Source organism: Pseudomonas sp. B26(2017), from assembly GCF_002113045.1.
GTDB lineage: Bacteria > Pseudomonadota > Gammaproteobacteria > Pseudomonadales > Pseudomonadaceae > Aquipseudomonas.
This window is the reverse complement of the sequence record NZ_NEJJ01000005.1, coordinates 121,143-135,912: the sequence shown is the minus strand read 5'-3', so window position 1 is coordinate 135,912 and position 14,770 is coordinate 121,143. Positions and strand designations below refer to the sequence as shown.

The following is a 14,770-nucleotide window of genomic DNA, read 5'->3' as shown; positions in this document are numbered from 1 at the left end:
TGACGCGCAAAGTGGGCGGTTATCGGACGCCGGGTTCCAGATTTCGCATTCCTCGGGATGTCTTCTAGAATCGGCGAAATTTCACCGAGAGCGCACCATGGCCGGCAGTCAAATCGAACGGGTTTTCAGCGTGCTGGAAAGCCTTACCAGTGATCCGCGCGGGCTGCCGATGCAGGCGCTGGCCGATCAACTGGACATTCCGAAGAGCGCGACGCACCGCCTGCTCGCCGAGCTGATCCGTCTGGGTTACGTGCGGCAGAACCCGGAGACGTTGCGTTATCACCTGTCGACCAAACTGGTTGCGATGGGCTTTCAGTACCTGTCCAGCAGCGGGGCCGACATTGTGCAACCAGTGCTCGATCGCCTGGCTCAGGAAACCGGTGAACTGGTGCGCCTGGGGGTGATCGACGGCGAGCGCCAGACTTGGATCGCCAAGGCCCAGGGTGCCCGTATCGGCCTGCGTTACGACCCGGACATGGGCCGCGATGCGCCGCTGTTTTACACCGCGTCGGGCCATGCATGGCTGGCGTGCATGAGCGACGCCGAAGCGTTGTCGCTGGTCGAGCGCCAGGGTGCGGAAGTGCCGGCGGATATCGGGCCCAATGCGCCGCGCTCCAATATTGAACTGCTCGAACGCCTGCGCGTCGCCCGGGAACAGGGCTATGCCTGTGTAGAGGAAAGTTCGGCGGTGGGCACTTCGGCAATTGCCGCCGTGGTGAAACATCCCGCCGATGGCCGGGTGATTGGCGTGCTCAGTATCGCCGGGCCGAGCGCCCGAATGCCGGGGGCGCGGTTGCATGAACTGGCGCCGCTGTTGCTGACGTTTACCGAGGAGTTGTCGGCGGCCAGCCTGGCGTCGGAGTTGTTCGTTTAAACAATGTTGTGCGCTGTTCGCCCACTTTTCAGTCGGGCGGGTGGGAGAATCTGGAACCGGGTTCTAAATTGTTGCGGGAGTGACTTTTCCCACAACAATCACAAGAGGATCGCCCCTTGAACTCGCCCCTTCGAATCGGCATTCGCTCCGCTACGTCACCCGAGTTGGCCGAGGCGCGGCCATGAGCGAGCGAATTCTGTCCCTGGCCAGCCTGACCGTGCTGGAGCTCTCGCCACCCGAGATGGTCGAGGTCGCCGCCCGTGCCGGGTACAGCCATGTCGGTCTGCGTCTGGAGCCGGCGACGCCAGAGGAATATCACTTTGCGCTGGTAGCCGATGGCGATTTGCGGCGTCAGACGCTGGCGCGTTTGCGTGACACCGGAATTGGCGTGCTCGACGTGGAAATCCTGCGTTTGAAACCGCAGACAGTGGTTGCGGATTTCGAGAAGCTGCTCAGCGTCGGCGCGGAGTTCGGTGCCAGCGAGTTGCTGGTCGCCGGCAACGACCCCGACGAACAGCGACTCACCGATCATTTTGCGACACTCTGCGATCTGGCGGCGCCGTACGGTCTGCATCCTCATCTGGAGTTCATGCCCTGGACCGATACGCGCAATCTCGAACAGGCGTTGCGCATCGTCGACAATGCCGGGCGCGAAAATGGGGCGGTGCTGGTCGATGCGTTTCACTTCGACCGTTCCGGATCGCGGCTGGAAGATCTGGCCGGTGTGCCGGCCTCGCGGCTGCGCTATGCACAGTTGTGCGATGTGGCCGGGCCGAGGCCGGCGGACATGGCCGAGATCTTGCGTCAGGCCCGCCATGAACGACGGTTTCCCGGCGAGGGCGATTGTGACTTGATCGGCTTGTTGCACAGTCTTGCGGCTAACCTTCCCCTGAGTCTGGAAATTCCTACGGTCAAATTGCTGGAGCAAGGCGTGAGTGGTTTGCGGCGGGCGCAAATGGCAATCGACCGGACGCGGGAATTGTTGGCCCGGCTTTAAGTCTGCTTCAAGGGGCGAGGGCAACTGCGTCCTCGTCACCGTTTATTTTTTATTCAGAGAGAGCCAATGACCGTCAGCACTCCGCTTTCCGGTGTCAACCAACCCTTCAAGGGGATCTTGCTGATTGTCGTGGCAACCTTCCTGTTCTCCAGCCACGACGCGCTGTCGAAATACCTTTCGGGTTTTTATCCGATCGTCATGGTGGTGTGGGCGCGGTATCTGGTGCATACGCTGCTGATGGCGGGAATTTTCCTGCCGCAGTCCGGGCTGCGTGTGCTGCGCACCAAACGCCCGTTATGGCAGTTGGCGCGGGCGTTGTGCCTGTTGGGCACCAGCCTGTTTTTCACCACGGCGTTGCTGTACATCCCGCTGGCCGAGGCCACGGCAGTCAACTTTCTTGCGCCGGTGCTGGTGACGGCGCTGTCGGTACCGCTGCTCAAGGAACGGGTGACGGGCGGTCAGTGGATCGCGGTGGTGTGCGGGTTCGTCGGTGTGCTGGTCATCGTCCATCCGGGCGGTGACTTGTTTACTCCGGCGATTCTCTTGCCGTTCTGTTCGGCGCTGTTTTTCTGCTTCTATCAGTTGCTCACCCGCAAACTCTCGGAAGTCGACAGCCCGACCACCAGTAATTTTTTTGCCGGGTTGTGCAACACGCTGGTGATGAGTGCGCTGGTGCCGTTCTTCTGGCAGGTGCCAAGCCTGGGGCACGGGTTGTTGATGCTGGCGCTGGGCAGTTGCGGGATGACCGCACACCTGTTTCTGACCCAGGCGTTCCGCCATGCCGCGCCGGCGCTGCTGGCACCGTTCGGTTATTGCCAGATCGTGTTCGCGGGGTTGTTGGGCTGGTTGCTGTTTGCGCACACGCCGACCCTGATGACGGTGATCGGGATTGCGGTGATCTGTTGCAGCGGACTGGCGGCAGCGTGGCAGCAGAGCCGGCGCTGAAAAACACTGTGGGAGTGAGCTTGCTCACGAAGGCGGTGTGTCATTCAACGTCAGTGCTGAATGTCAGTCCGCATTCGCGAGCAAGCTCGCTCCCACAAGGAAGGGCAGGTTACTCGGTAACGGTAGGAATCTTGCGCGGTGCCACGAAGTACATCCAGGTCAGGGCAATGAAGTACATCGCCGGGATCAGGGTGAACAACACGGTGTAGTTGTTGTTGGTGACGGTCAGGATGTGGCCGACGATCTGGGTCATGAACATCCCGCCGATCGCCGCGCACATGCCGCCGAAACCGAAGACCGTGCTCATCATGTGCTTGGGCGTGTAGTCCATCACCAGGCTCCAGATGTTGGCAGTCCAGGCCTGATGCGCGCCGATGGCCAGGGAGATGGCGGCGACGGCGATCCACAGGTTGGCGGATCCGGCAGCCATCACCACGCCGATGATGCAGCAGGCGAACAGGAACATCGACAGCAGCCGCGCCTTGATCGAGTTCATGCCGCGACCGATCAGGAACGAAGACAGAATCCCGCCGCCCACGCTGCCGAAGTCAGCGGTGACGTAAATGATGATCAGCGGAATGCCCATCTGGGTGACGTTGATGCCCAGGTTGTATTGCTGATTGAGAAATGGCGGCAGCCAGTACAGGTAGAACCAGAACACCGGCGCGGTCAGCGCGTAGGCGAGGGCGAAGGCCCAGGTGCCGCGCATGCGCAGGATTCGCGAGAACGGTACGCGGGCCTGTTCCGGTTCGACTTCTTTCTGAATGTAGTCCAGCTCCGACTGCTTCACGCTCGGGTGATCTTCAGGGTTGAAATACTTCAGGCCCCAGAACAGCAGCCAGATCCCGCCCAGTGCCGACATGCACAGGAACGCGGCCTGCCAGCCCCACACGTGAAGGATCAGCGGCAGCAGCATCGGGGTGAACATCGCGCCGACGTTGGTACCGGCGTTGAAGATGCCGGTGGCCACGGCGCGCTCGCCGGCCGGGAACCACAGGCGCGTGGTCTTCACGCAGGCCGGGTAGTTGGCCGCTTCGGTCAGGCCTAGGATGAACCGGCAGACCATGAAGCCCACCGCCGAGGTCGCCAGACCATGGGCGCCGGTGGCCAGGCTCCAGAGCAGCACCGCGCAGAAGAACACGCGTTTGACGCCGACCCGGTCGATCAGCCTTCCCTGCAGCACGAAGCCGATCGCGTAGCCGACCTGAAACCAGAAGTTGATGTTGGCGTAGTCCATCGCCGTCCAGCTCATTTCCTTGGCGAGGATCGGCTGCATGACGCCGAGGGCGGCGCGGTCGATGTAGTTCAGGGTGGTGGCGAAAAACACCAGCGCCAGCATGCCCCAACGGGTCTTGCCGACGGCCATGGCGCCGCGGATCTTGTCGCCGATGCCACCCGTGGCAGTGCTCATGGCCGGAGCCATGCGGGAAGTCTGTGAAGGAATCATGTGTTCCACCCGTTTTTGGATTTGTTATTTGGTGTGCTTTTGTTGTGCACGCTGCGACCGGTGGTTCAGTTCCGGACTCAAGGTGAGACGGATGTTGGGCAGTGGGCGAAAAATCGTCAATTCGCCAAACCGGCATTGTGTTCGATAATCGCACGCAAAACTAACCGGGTAGTACAGTTTAAATTGCTCAATGAAAAACCGGGACCAATAATTCGCTCACTCTATAAAAGCGGCGCAATTTCCGTAGCCGACATCTCCACCGGGAGTTGAAACATGCAGCGATCCATTGCCACCGTCTCCTTGAGCGGAACCCTGCCGGAAAAACTCGAAGCCATTGCCGCCGCCGGGTTCGACGGGGTGGAGATTTTCGAGAACGATCTTCTGTATTACGACGGCAGTCCCCGGGAAATCCGGCAGATGTGCGCCGACCTTGGAATCGCCATCACCCTGTTCCAGCCGTTCCGTGATTTCGAAGGCTGCCGCCGCGATCGTCTGGAGCGAAATCTGGAGCGGGCCGAGCGCAAGTTCGACCTGATGCAGGAACTGGGCACCGACCTGGTGCTGGTCTGCAGCAATACCTCCCCCGACAGTATCGGCGATCAACAGATCCTCATCGACGACCTGCGTCTGCTGGCCGAGCGCGCCGGCGCTCGTGGACTGCGCATCGGTTATGAAGCGCTGGCCTGGGGCCGTCATGTGAACACTTATCAACAGGTCTGGGACATCGTGCGTCAGGCTGATCATCCGGCCCTCGGCGTGTTGCTCGACAGTTTCCACACACTGTCGCTCAAGGGCGATCCGCGGGCGATTGCCGAGATTCCCGGCGACAGGATTTTCTTCGTGCAAATGGCCGACGCGCCGATCCTGGCGATGGACGTACTGGAGTGGAGCCGGCATTTCCGCTGCTTCCCGGGGCAGGGCGAGTTTGATCTGCCGGGCTTCCTCGCACCCATCATCCAGAGCGGCTACACCGGGCCGCTGTCGCTGGAAATCTTCAACGACGGCTTCCGCGCCGCGCCGCCTCGGGCCAATGCCGCTGACGGTCTGCGTTCGCTGCTGTACCTGGAGGAGAAAACCCGCCAGCGTCTGGAGCAGGAAATCCGTCCTGTGGATAACCGCGAAATCCTCTTCGAAACGCCGAAGGCCAGCGAATACAACGGCATCGAGTTTCTGGAGTTCGCCGTCGACGAAGCCCTCGGCGCCAAGCTGTCGAACTGGCTGGAACGGCTGGGTTTCGTCAAGGCCGGCCAGCATCGCTCCAAGAGCGTCAGCCTGTTGCGTCAGGGCGATATCAACCTGATCCTCAACTCCGAACCCTATTCGTTCGGCCACAGTTTTTTCGAGGCTCACGGCCCGTCGCTGTGCGCCACTGCCGTGCGGGTCAAGGACAGCGCCAGCGCGCTGGCCCGCGCTGTCGCCTATAAAGGTCAGCCATATCGCGGACTGGTCGGCCCCAACGAGCTGGAACTGGCGGCGGTGCGTGCGCCGGACGGCAGCCTGATTTATCTGGTGGATCAGGAGGCGGATGTCTATGGCACCGACTTCAATCTGCTGCCGGATGCAGTGGCGCGTGGCGGCCTCAAGCGCATCGATCACATGGCCATGGCGCTGCCTGCAGACAGCCTCGACAGTTGGGTGCTGTTCTACAAGAGCCTGCTGGATTTCGAGGCCGATGACGAAGTGGTGCTGCCGGATCCGTACGGGCTGGTGAAGAGTCGCGCGCTGCGCAGCCGCGACAGTTCGATCCGTCTGCCGCTGAACATTTCCGAGAACCGCAACACGGCGATCTCACACGCGCTGTCGAGTTATCGCGGCTCCGGGGTGCATCACATCGCCTTCGATTGCGACGATATCTTCGCCGAAGTCAGCCGGGCGAAAGAGGCGGGGGTGCCGCTGCTGGACATCCCGCTGAACTATTACGACGACCTCGCGGCGCGTTTCGATTTCGATGACGAATTCCTCAGCGAGCTGGCGTACTACAACGTGCTGTATGACCGCGACGCTCAGGGTGGCGAGTTGTTTCACGTCTATACCGAGCCGTTCGAAGGGCGCTTCTTCTTCGAGATCATCCAGCGCAAGAACGGTTATGCCGGTTACGGCGCGGCCAACGTTGCGGTGCGGTTGGCGGCGATGGCCAAATCACGCAGTGGCGCAGTTCGCCAGGCGAAGTTGTAGGAAATTCGTAAACGCGGGATTAAACCCGGGTCGCGCGGCTTCCTTCACTGTGCCGCGCAGCCCATAATCGCCAGCCTGTGCAGTGATGGCCGTGAGCCCGCAATGACAATGACTTCAGAACTTTCCGCAGCCCCCGTTTCAGCAGCGGTAGAGCCGCGCAAGAGTCGCAAGAACAACCCGGAAAAAACCCGCGAGAACATCCTCCAGGAGGCGATCGTCGAGTTCGTCCAGCAGGGGCTGTCCGGTGCTCGCGTGGACGCGATCGCCGAGCGCATCCACACCTCCAAACGCATGATCTATTACTACTTCGGCAGCAAGGAGCAGTTGTATGTCGAGGTGCTGGAGAAGCTCTACGGCGATATCCGCAACACCGAAAACCGCCTGCACCTGGCCGAGTTGCCGCCGGTGGAGGCGATCCGGCGCCTGGTGGAATTCACCTTCGATCACCACGATCGCAACGTCGATTTCGTGCGGATCGTCAGCATCGAAAACATCCACAACGCCGAGTACGTGAAGCGTTCCGACGCGATCAAGGCGATGAACAACACCATCCTCGATTCCCTGGGCGAGATTCTGCGCCGTGGTGCTGAAGAAGGGGTTTTCCGCGCCGGGCTCGACGCGCTGGACGTGCATCTGTTGATCAGTTCGTTCTGCTTCTATCGCGTGTCGAACCGTCACACGTTCGGTGAGATCTTTCAGATCGACCTGCCGGACGAAAGCATCAAGCAGCGTCATCGCGAGATGATTTGCGAGTCGGTACTGCGCTACTTGCAGGCGTGACGGCGCCCTTTGTGGGAGCGAGCTTGCTCGCGAAAGCGGTGTGTCAGACAGCACATTTATTGGCTGACGGTAAGCGTTCGCGAGCAAGCTCGCTCCCACAGGGAGCAGAGGTGCGATTCAACCTTTCATGCTTTGAAAATGCGCGAGCATCCGTCGCGCATCCGGCACCCTGCCGCTGAACAGCTCAAACGCCTTCACTGCCTGAAACACCGCCATATTGCCGCCATCCAGGGTTCGGCAACCCAGGGCGCGGGCGTTGCGCAGCAGTTCGGTTTCCAGCGGGAAATACACGATCTCCGCTACCCACAACTCGGGTCGCAACAATGCCGCCGGCACGGGCATGCCGGGTAATTTGGCCATGCCCATCGGCGTGGTGTTTACCAGGCCGTCGGCCCGACTCAACGTGCTCGCCAGATCATGTCCGGCCACGGCTCGACCGGCACCAAAATGCTGGTTGAGGTTGTCGGCCAGACATTCGGCGCGCTCCATGTCCACATCAAAAATGCTCAGTTGCTGTACGCCTTCGCTCAACAAGGCGTGGGCCACTGCCGCGCCTGCGCCACCAGCGCCCATCTGGACTACACGTTCGCGGGCGACGTCTGGCAGGCCGCGACGAAAACCTTCGGCGAAACCCAGGCAATCGGTGTTGTGGCCGACGCGCTTGCCGTCCTTCAGCACCACCGTGTTCACGGCACCGATGCCTCGGGCTTCCGGGGACAATTCATCGAGCAGCGGGATGATTGCCTGCTTGCAAGGGAAGGTGATGTTCAGCCCGGTGTAGTTCATCCGCTCGGCGGCCAGCAGCAGGTCGGGCAGGGCGTTGCTGTCCAGTTGCAGTTGATCGAGATCGATCAGCCGGTACAGGTAACGCAGGCCCTGTTCGTCGCCCTCATGCTCATGCAGGGCCGGGGTGCGGGAGGCCTGGATGCCGGCGCCGATCAGTCCGGCGAGTATCACGTTGTTGCGATTCATGCGGATCGCCCCTTCAGCCGCTGGCTGAAATGTTCCAGGGCCAGGCGATAGCCGTGGCTGCCGAAGCCGCACATCACCGCCGTGGCGATGGCCGAGACGAACGAGTGATGACGGAACGGCTCGCGGGCGTGGACGTTGGACAGGTGCACTTCGATCACCGGCAATTCGCTGGCGACCAGGGCGTCGCGGATCGCGACCGAAGTGTGTGTCCAGGCGGCCGGGTTGATGACGATGCCGGCGCAGCGCTGGCGGGCGCCGTGAATCCAGTCGAGCAGTTCGCCTTCGTGGTTGGTCTGGCGAAACTCCACGGCCAGGCCGAACTCTTCAGCGGCGCGCCCGCACAGGGCTGAGATGTCGGCCAGGGTTTCGTGACCGTAGGTCGCCGGTTCACGGGTGCCGAGCAGGTTCAGGTTCGGGCCGTTGAGCACCAGAACGATAGGGGGCATGAGGCAAACTCCACTTATTGTTTTTGGCTTGGGCCGAGTTTTCGACCTGTGGAGTTAAATTGTACTAGATGGTTACTTTAATCAATTGCTCTGCATCGACAGCCCGGTTTTGTGTGCGGTGATCGCACACAGGCGAGATTCAGTGCGGCAACTGCTCGACCAGAAAATCGATGAAAGCCCTGACACGCAGCGGCATGTGGCGATTCTGCGGGTACAGCAAGGTGAATGGTCGCGAGCGTCCGCTGTAGGGTTTGAGCACTTCAATCAGCGAGCCGTCGGCCAGTTCCTTTTCGACGATAAAGCGATAGGTCTGGAACAACCCGGCACCGTGCCTGGCCAGGGTCACGCCACCGAGCACATCGTCCGAGCAGCAGAAATTGCCCTCGGCGAGGATTTCCCGTGGCGCGTCTTCGTCGTAAAACAGCCAGGTGATCCGCCGCCCGCTGCTGGGCAGTTCGTACTGGATGCACTCGTGCTGTTCGAGGTCTTCGAGGGTCTGCGGCGTGCCGGCACGTTTCAGGTAGTCGGGGCTGGCGACCATCACCAGCGCCGCGTCTTCCAGATGGCGGGCGATCAGGCCTGAGTCTGGAATCGCTCGCACACGGATCGCCATGTCGTAACCCTCGCCGACGAAGTCGATGTTGCGATTGCTGATGTGCATGTCGACTTTCACCTGCGGGAATCGCGCACGAAAGGCAGGCAGCAGCGGCAGGATCCGGTGATGGGCGTAGGTCGTAGGAATACTGATACGCAGGGTGCCGGACGGTTCCTGCTGTCGGCCCATGACTTCCCGTTGCGCCTCCACCAGTTGCGTCAGTGCCTGACGGCATTCTTCGTAATAGCGCCGGCCGCTGTCGGTCAGTTTCACGCTGCGGGTGGTGCGCGCGAACAACCGTACGCCCAGGCGTTCTTCCATGCGTGATACCGAGCGGCTCACCGCTGCCGGCGTCACCGAAGCCGCCTGCGCCGCACCGGTGAAACTGCCGCACTCGGCGGCCAGGCAAAACAACTCGATGCTGCCCAGCTGAAGATCGTCGAAGTGTCGCTGCATGATTGATTACACCGGGGAATGAGTCTTCGTATGTAGCAAATACGCGGTCGCTGCGAAAGAACTGCTTACCATTTTGCGCGGGGCTTTTGCGGCTCCCGCACTAGGCTCGAAAGGTAGCGGCTGCCGCAGGCCTGGGCGCCGGTGGTCGGATTTGCCAGGGAATGGCAAGTGTTGAAACTTTTAAACCTAACGGATGGGTAGCATGAAGGTATGCAGTTACAAAGGACTGTCAGTGGTGATCATGTTGCATGACGAACATTGTCCGCCCCACGCACATGTGGATGCGGGCGCCTGGAGCGCCCGCTTCAAATTCAGTTTCTGGCACAACGGCGTTGAACTGTGGGATGTGGTGCCGTTGTCGCATCGACCGCCGGTCAGCCTGCTTGAAGGGCTGCGCCAGTCGCTGCGTGAAACCGATCATCTGCGGCGGGCGCGCTGGATCTGGTGGACTCGATTGCGCACCGCCTGCCTCGACAATCAGTGGTGGGACGGGCAGTCGAATCAGGTGGCGGTGCTGCGGGAGGTCACCAGCACGAGTTTCAGGATCGGATCGGCGCATTACGAGCCTGAGGTCAACAAAACCCTGTTGGCCCTGGTCGGCGCCAACGAAGGAGTGGAAATAGAATTATGAAAACAGTCAAAGCCACGCTGCACGCGGATCGGCCCGTCACCGAAAAACGTCTGGACGAAGCGGTCGACCGTGGTGGCGTGCGCCGACGCAGCAGCCTGCAAGCCGTGTCGGTGGCCTTTGAGAAACCGTGTCTGGTGATTCGCTTCGAGGACGACAGTGGCGTGCTGCTGCCAGTGAATCTCTACCGTGAATTCGATGATTTCGAACCCGAAGACTTCAGCGGGTTGAACGTAGGCTTCGCCGGCACCGCCCTTTGCCACGACGGCAAGGACCTGCAGGTTTCCATCGCCGGCATGATCTCCGCCAGTCAGCCATTGATGGCCATGGCCGCTTCGGTGATCGCCTCCCGTAATGGCCGCCAGAGCAGCACCGCGAAAGCTGAAGCCGCACGGGCCAACGGCAGGAAGGGCGGGCGCCCGCGCAAGATCGATCCGGTGCCGTGAGCAGGTACAAAAAAGCCGTCGATGAGGACGGCTTTCTCGTATCTGCACCTGCGATCAACGCCGGGTCAGCAGCACACCGGATTCCATGTGGTGAGTCCACGGGAACTGGTCGAACAGCGCGCAGCGAGTGATGCGGTGCGTGTCGTGCAACTGGGCGATGTTGGCCGCCAGGGTCTCCGGGTTGCAGGAGATGTACAGGATGTTGTCGAAGCGACGGGTCAGCTCGCAGGTGTCCGGATCCATGCCGGCCCGTGGCGGGTCGACGAACACGCTGCCGAACTCGTAGCTTTTCAGGTCGATGCCGTGCAGGCGACGGAACGGACGAACTTCGTTCAGGGCTTCGGTCAGCTCTTCGGCGGACAGGCGCACCAGCGTAACGTTGTCCACAGCGTTTTCAGCCAGGTTGCTCAACGCAGCGTTGACCGAGGTCTTGCTGATTTCGGTGGCCAGCACTTTGCGCACGCGTGTTGCCAGCGGCAGTGTGAAGTTGCCGTTGCCGCAATACAGCTCCAGCAGATCGTCGCTGCGATCGCCCAGTGCTTCATATGCCCAGTTGAGCATTTTCTGATTCACGGTGCCGTTGGGCTGGGTGAACGCACCTTCCGGCTGGCGATAGCTGAAGGTGCGACCGCCGACGTCGAGTTTCTCGACCACGTAATCGAGGCCGAGCACTTCGCGCTTGCCCTTGGAGCGACCGATGATACTGACGCCCAGGTCTGCCGACAGCTTGGTGGCCGCCGCGTGCCAGTGTTCGTCCAGTGGACGGTGGTAGCACAGGGTGATCATCGCGTCGCCGGCCAGGGTGGTCAGAAACTCCACCTGAAACAGCTTGTGGCTCAGCGCTGCACTGGCCTGCCAGGCCGCTTTCAATTGCGGCATCAACTGGTTGATGCGCAGGCTGGCGATCGGGAACTCTTCGATGAGGATCGGCGTGCGTTTGTCGTCCTGGGAAAACATCGCGTAGTGCCGCTCACCGCCCTCGCGCCACAGGCGGAATTCGGCGCGCAGGCGGAAGTTCTGCAGCGGCGAATCGAACACCGTTGGCTCCGGCGCATCGAACGGGGCCAGCAGGTCACGCAGGCGCGTGACCTTGTCTTCGAGTTGTGCGGCGTAGACCTGGGAATCAAAAGTCATGCGTTGAACCAACCCAGCTTGATCACGAACAGAATCGACAGGATCACCAGCGCCGGGTTCAGCTCACGGGCGCGGCCGGACAGCAGTTTGATCGCAGTCCAGGCGATGAAGCCGAAGGCGATGCCGTTGGCGATGGAATAGGTGAAAGGCATCGCCAGAGCGGTGACCACGACCGGCGCGGCGACGGTGATGTCTTCCCAGTCTATTTCCGCCAGGCCCGAAGTCATCAGCACGGCGACGAACAGCAGCGCCGGCGCGGTGGCAAACGCCGGTACGCTGGCGGCCAGTGGCGAGAAGAACAGCGCCAGCAGGAACAGGATCGCGACGACGATAGCAGTCAGGCCGGTGCGGCCGCCGGCACTCACGCCCGCAGCGGATTCGATGTAGCTGGTGGTGGTCGAGGTGCCCAGCAGCGAGCCGGCCATCGCAGCGGTACTGTCGGCGATCAGCGCACGGCCCATCTTCGGCATGTGGCCGTCCTTGCCCATCAGGCCGGCGCGCTTGGCGACACCGATCAGGGTACCGGAGTTGTCGAACAGGTCGACAAACAGGAAGGCGAAAATCACGCTGACCAGACCGATGTCCAGCGCACCCTTGATGTCCAGTTGCAGGAACGTCGGGGCCAGCGAAGGTGGCATCGACGTCACGCCGCCGAACGGGGTGAAGCCCATTACGATCGAGACGATGGTCACCACCAGAATGCCGATCAGCACCGCGCCGCGCACTTTCAGCGCTTCAAGGGCAACGATCAGGGCAAAACCGAGGGTGGCTAGGATCGGGGCCGGTTGTTTCAGGTCACCGAGGCCGACCATGGTCGCCGGGTTGCCGACCACGATGCCGGCGTTGTGCAGGGCGATCAGCGCCAGGAACAGGCCGATACCGGCGGCAATCGCCGAACGTAGCGGCAGCGGAATGCTGTTGATGATCCATTCACGGATGCGGAAGATCGACAGCAGGAAGAAGCACACGGCCGAAATGAACACCGCGCCCAGCGCCACTTGCCAGGTATGGCCCATGTGCAGCACGACGGTGTAGGTAAAGAAGGCGTTCAGACCCATGCCTGGCGCAAGGGCGATCGGGTAGTTGGCGATCAGGCCCATGACCGTGGAGCCGATGGCGGCTGCCAGACACGTGGCGACGAACACCGCGCCTTTGTCCATGCCGGTCTCGCCGAGGATGCTCGGGTTGACGAACAGAATGTAGGCCATGGCCAGGAAGGTCGTGACGCCCGCCAGAATCTCGGTCCGCACGTTGGTGTTGTGTGCCTTGAGTTGAAACAGCCTTTCCAGCATGTCTGCTCCCCGTGGCGCGCGTGGCGCCGTGAATGTATCGACCTCAACAGCAAAGCACAGACCGTCGCAAGCGCCTGGAAAATTGTGGTGGGCCGGAAAAAGCCGCGCATCATACCAGCAGCGTGAGGAAGATGGCGGATGTTGGTGTCGATCGTCGGCGAAGTTTTGCACCACGGCCAAGTACGCCATACTGCGCGCTGTTTTTTCGGGGATGGATCGCATGACCAAGGGTTGGATGAAGAGCGCTGGATTGATGGCCTTGCTGCTGGCCGCTGCATCGGCGGCACTTGCGGCATCGGCGCCGCCATTGAGCGAGGTGAAAGTCATCAAGGTTCAGTCGTCGTCCTGCGGGCTCGAAGACATTACCGATGGCCAGGTGCAGACCCGTTGCGATCACAGCGCGCCGGGCATCAAGGTCTATGTGCTGGAAATCGGCTACGGCCAGAGCCAGCCTCAGGCAGCGCTGGACGGTTTCGAAGTGAACGGCACCCGGAGCCCGGTCTGTGCTTTTGATAACGGCAACCTGACCGAATGTACGCCAGGTGCGAAAACCGTCGGTTCGCTGTACACCTTCGATCTGGCAGCCCGTCAGGAAGGCACCTTTACCTTCAGCAACACGTCGATCAACGCCCCGCGCAACACGATGTCGACCCAGCTTTACATCAAGTAACGGCTGTCGCCGACCAAGGCAGGGCAAAGCTGACTACGCTTTAAAGATCACCCAGCGGATGGCGCCCATGACCTTTAGAGCCCTGATTACCCTCGCCGAGGGCATCGATGATCTGCAATGCGTAACCCTGATCGACGTGCTGCGCCGCGCCGGCGTCGAAGTGGTGGCGGCCAGTATCGAGGGCCGGCGCATGCTGACCTGTGCCCGAGGCACGCGCCTGACTGCCGACGGCATGCTCATTGATGTGCTGGCCCAGACCTTCGACCTGATCGTCCTGCCCGGTGGCGCGGTCGGCGCACAACACCTTGCCGCCCACCAGCCCTTGCAACAATTGCTCAAGGATCAAGCCAGCGCCGGACGCCTGTTCGCCGCGATCGCCGAAGCCCCGGCGATCGCGCTGCAAAGCTTCGGTGGATTGCGTCAACGCCGCATGACCTGCCTGCCCGCCACCAGCCATAACCTCTCCGGTTGCACGTTTGTCGATCAACCGGTGGTGGTCGACGGCAATTGCATCACCGCCCAGGGTTCCGGCGCAGCACTGGCGTTCGCCCTGACACTGGTCGAGCAACTGGCGGGCAAGGCCGTCAGAGCGAAGGTGGCGGGGGAGTTATTGGCCTGAGAGCGTCAGGCGTGAGCAGCGATTGGTTGAATGGCTGGCTGCTCACGGTGCTCGGCTTGCCAAAGGTCGTAATCGGTTTGAACGCCTAGCCACATACGAGCCTTGCCAATCCCCGCGCGTTCCAGACGGACGGCCAGATCCGGGCTGATCGGCGCATGCCCGTGCAGGACACGAGAAAGGTGGGGACGAGCGAATCCAAGATGCCGAGCCAATTCGGTGACGCTGATACCAAGCTCCGGCAATACATCCATCAGCAGTGTTTCACCGGGGTGTGGCGGGTTGTGCATGGGCATG

Annotated in this window: 16 protein-coding genes; 9 read left to right on the top strand and 7 right to left on the bottom strand. The window is 61.5% G+C overall.

The features are described 5' to 3' along the window. The first annotated feature begins 97 nt into the window (after positions 1-97). The 3 genes from CAF79_RS09350 to CAF79_RS09340 all read left to right on the top strand — a co-directional run bounded on the left by CAF79_RS09350 (position 98) and on the right by CAF79_RS09340 (position 2,816). Positions 98-874 carry an IclR family transcriptional regulator gene (locus CAF79_RS09350; protein WP_085697569.1) on the top strand — a complete coding sequence of 259 codons (777 nt, stop codon included), beginning with the start codon at positions 98-100 and terminating at the stop codon, positions 872-874. Positions 875-1,055: 181 nt separating this feature from the next. After that, on the top strand, positions 1,056-1,871 hold the full coding sequence (locus tag CAF79_RS09345; RefSeq protein ID WP_085697568.1) for a sugar phosphate isomerase/epimerase: 816 nt from the start codon (positions 1,056-1,058) through the stop codon (positions 1,869-1,871). A gap of 66 nt (positions 1,872-1,937) precedes the next feature. After that, entirely contained in the window at positions 1,938-2,816 is an 879-nt protein-coding gene (locus CAF79_RS09340; protein ID WP_085697567.1) for a DMT family transporter, read from the top strand. A gap of 109 nt (positions 2,817-2,925) precedes the next feature. On the opposite strand, the gene CAF79_RS09335 is transcribed toward CAF79_RS09340, so the two are convergent. Then, positions 2,926-4,263: an MFS transporter gene (locus CAF79_RS09335; RefSeq protein ID WP_085687864.1), complete on the bottom strand. Its 1,338-nt coding sequence runs from the start codon at positions 4,261-4,263 to the stop codon at positions 2,926-2,928. A gap of 273 nt (positions 4,264-4,536) precedes the next feature. Between CAF79_RS09335 and quiC the strand changes: the two genes are divergently transcribed. Together quiC and CAF79_RS09325 are read left to right on the top strand one after the other, a co-directional pair. Then, positions 4,537-6,438, top strand: a complete 1,902-nt coding sequence (gene quiC / locus CAF79_RS09330) for a 3-dehydroshikimate dehydratase QuiC (RefSeq protein ID WP_085697566.1) — start codon at positions 4,537-4,539, stop codon at positions 6,436-6,438. A gap of 102 nt (positions 6,439-6,540) precedes the next feature. After that, positions 6,541-7,218, top strand: a complete 678-nt coding sequence (locus tag CAF79_RS09325; RefSeq protein ID WP_085697565.1) for a TetR/AcrR family transcriptional regulator — start codon at positions 6,541-6,543, stop codon at positions 7,216-7,218. A 117-nt stretch (positions 7,219-7,335) separates the two neighbouring features. Here the strand turns inward: CAF79_RS09325 and CAF79_RS09320 are convergent, their stop codons facing one another. From CAF79_RS09320 to CAF79_RS09310, 3 genes are all read right to left on the bottom strand, one after another. Then, on the bottom strand, positions 7,336-8,190 hold the full coding sequence (locus CAF79_RS09320) for a shikimate dehydrogenase (protein WP_085697564.1): 855 nt from the start codon (positions 8,188-8,190) through the stop codon (positions 7,336-7,338). After that, complete coding sequence (gene aroQ, locus CAF79_RS09315) at positions 8,187-8,636, bottom strand: type II 3-dehydroquinate dehydratase (RefSeq protein WP_064382130.1); 450 nt, start codon at positions 8,634-8,636, stop codon at positions 8,187-8,189. The genes CAF79_RS09320 and aroQ overlap by 4 nt, the downstream gene beginning before the upstream one ends. A gap of 139 nt (positions 8,637-8,775) precedes the next feature. After that, positions 8,776-9,687: a LysR family transcriptional regulator gene (locus CAF79_RS09310; protein WP_085697563.1), complete on the bottom strand. Its 912-nt coding sequence runs from the start codon at positions 9,685-9,687 to the stop codon at positions 8,776-8,778. Positions 9,688-9,889: 202 nt separating this feature from the next. Between CAF79_RS09310 and CAF79_RS09305 the strand changes: the two genes are divergently transcribed. Both CAF79_RS09305 and CAF79_RS09300 read left to right on the top strand, forming a co-directional pair. Beyond that, complete coding sequence (locus CAF79_RS09305; RefSeq protein ID WP_085697562.1) at positions 9,890-10,318, top strand: DUF4160 domain-containing protein; 429 nt, start codon at positions 9,890-9,892, stop codon at positions 10,316-10,318. Further along, positions 10,315-10,761, top strand: a complete 447-nt coding sequence (locus CAF79_RS09300) for a hypothetical protein (protein WP_085697561.1) — start codon at positions 10,315-10,317, stop codon at positions 10,759-10,761. Before CAF79_RS09305 ends, CAF79_RS09300 begins: the two co-directional genes overlap by 4 nt. 54 nt (positions 10,762-10,815) lie before the next feature. Here CAF79_RS09300 and trmA read toward each other — a convergent pair whose 3' ends face one another. Together trmA and CAF79_RS09290 are read right to left on the bottom strand one after the other, a co-directional pair. Further along, positions 10,816-11,895, bottom strand: a complete 1,080-nt coding sequence (gene trmA, locus CAF79_RS09295) for a tRNA (uridine(54)-C5)-methyltransferase TrmA (RefSeq protein ID WP_085697560.1) — start codon at positions 11,893-11,895, stop codon at positions 10,816-10,818. Beyond that, complete coding sequence (locus CAF79_RS09290; RefSeq protein WP_085697559.1) at positions 11,892-13,187, bottom strand: NCS2 family permease; 1,296 nt, start codon at positions 13,185-13,187, stop codon at positions 11,892-11,894. The genes trmA and CAF79_RS09290 overlap by 4 nt, the downstream gene beginning before the upstream one ends. Before the next feature lie 220 nt (positions 13,188-13,407). Between CAF79_RS09290 and CAF79_RS09285 the strand changes: the two genes are divergently transcribed. Together CAF79_RS09285 and CAF79_RS09280 are read left to right on the top strand one after the other, a co-directional pair. Further along, complete coding sequence (locus tag CAF79_RS09285; protein WP_085697558.1) at positions 13,408-13,857, top strand: DUF4879 domain-containing protein; 450 nt, start codon at positions 13,408-13,410, stop codon at positions 13,855-13,857. Between the two features lie 67 nt (positions 13,858-13,924). Then, a complete protein-coding gene (locus CAF79_RS09280) occupies positions 13,925-14,476 on the top strand; it encodes a DJ-1 family glyoxalase III (protein ID WP_085697688.1) in 552 nt (183 codons plus the stop codon). Positions 14,477-14,481: 5 nt separating this feature from the next. On the opposite strand, the gene CAF79_RS09275 is transcribed toward CAF79_RS09280, so the two are convergent. Next, on the bottom strand, positions 14,482-14,769 hold the full coding sequence (locus CAF79_RS09275; RefSeq protein WP_045121630.1) for a HigA family addiction module antitoxin: 288 nt from the start codon (positions 14,767-14,769) through the stop codon (positions 14,482-14,484). Between the last annotated feature and the right edge of the window lies 1 nt (position 14,770).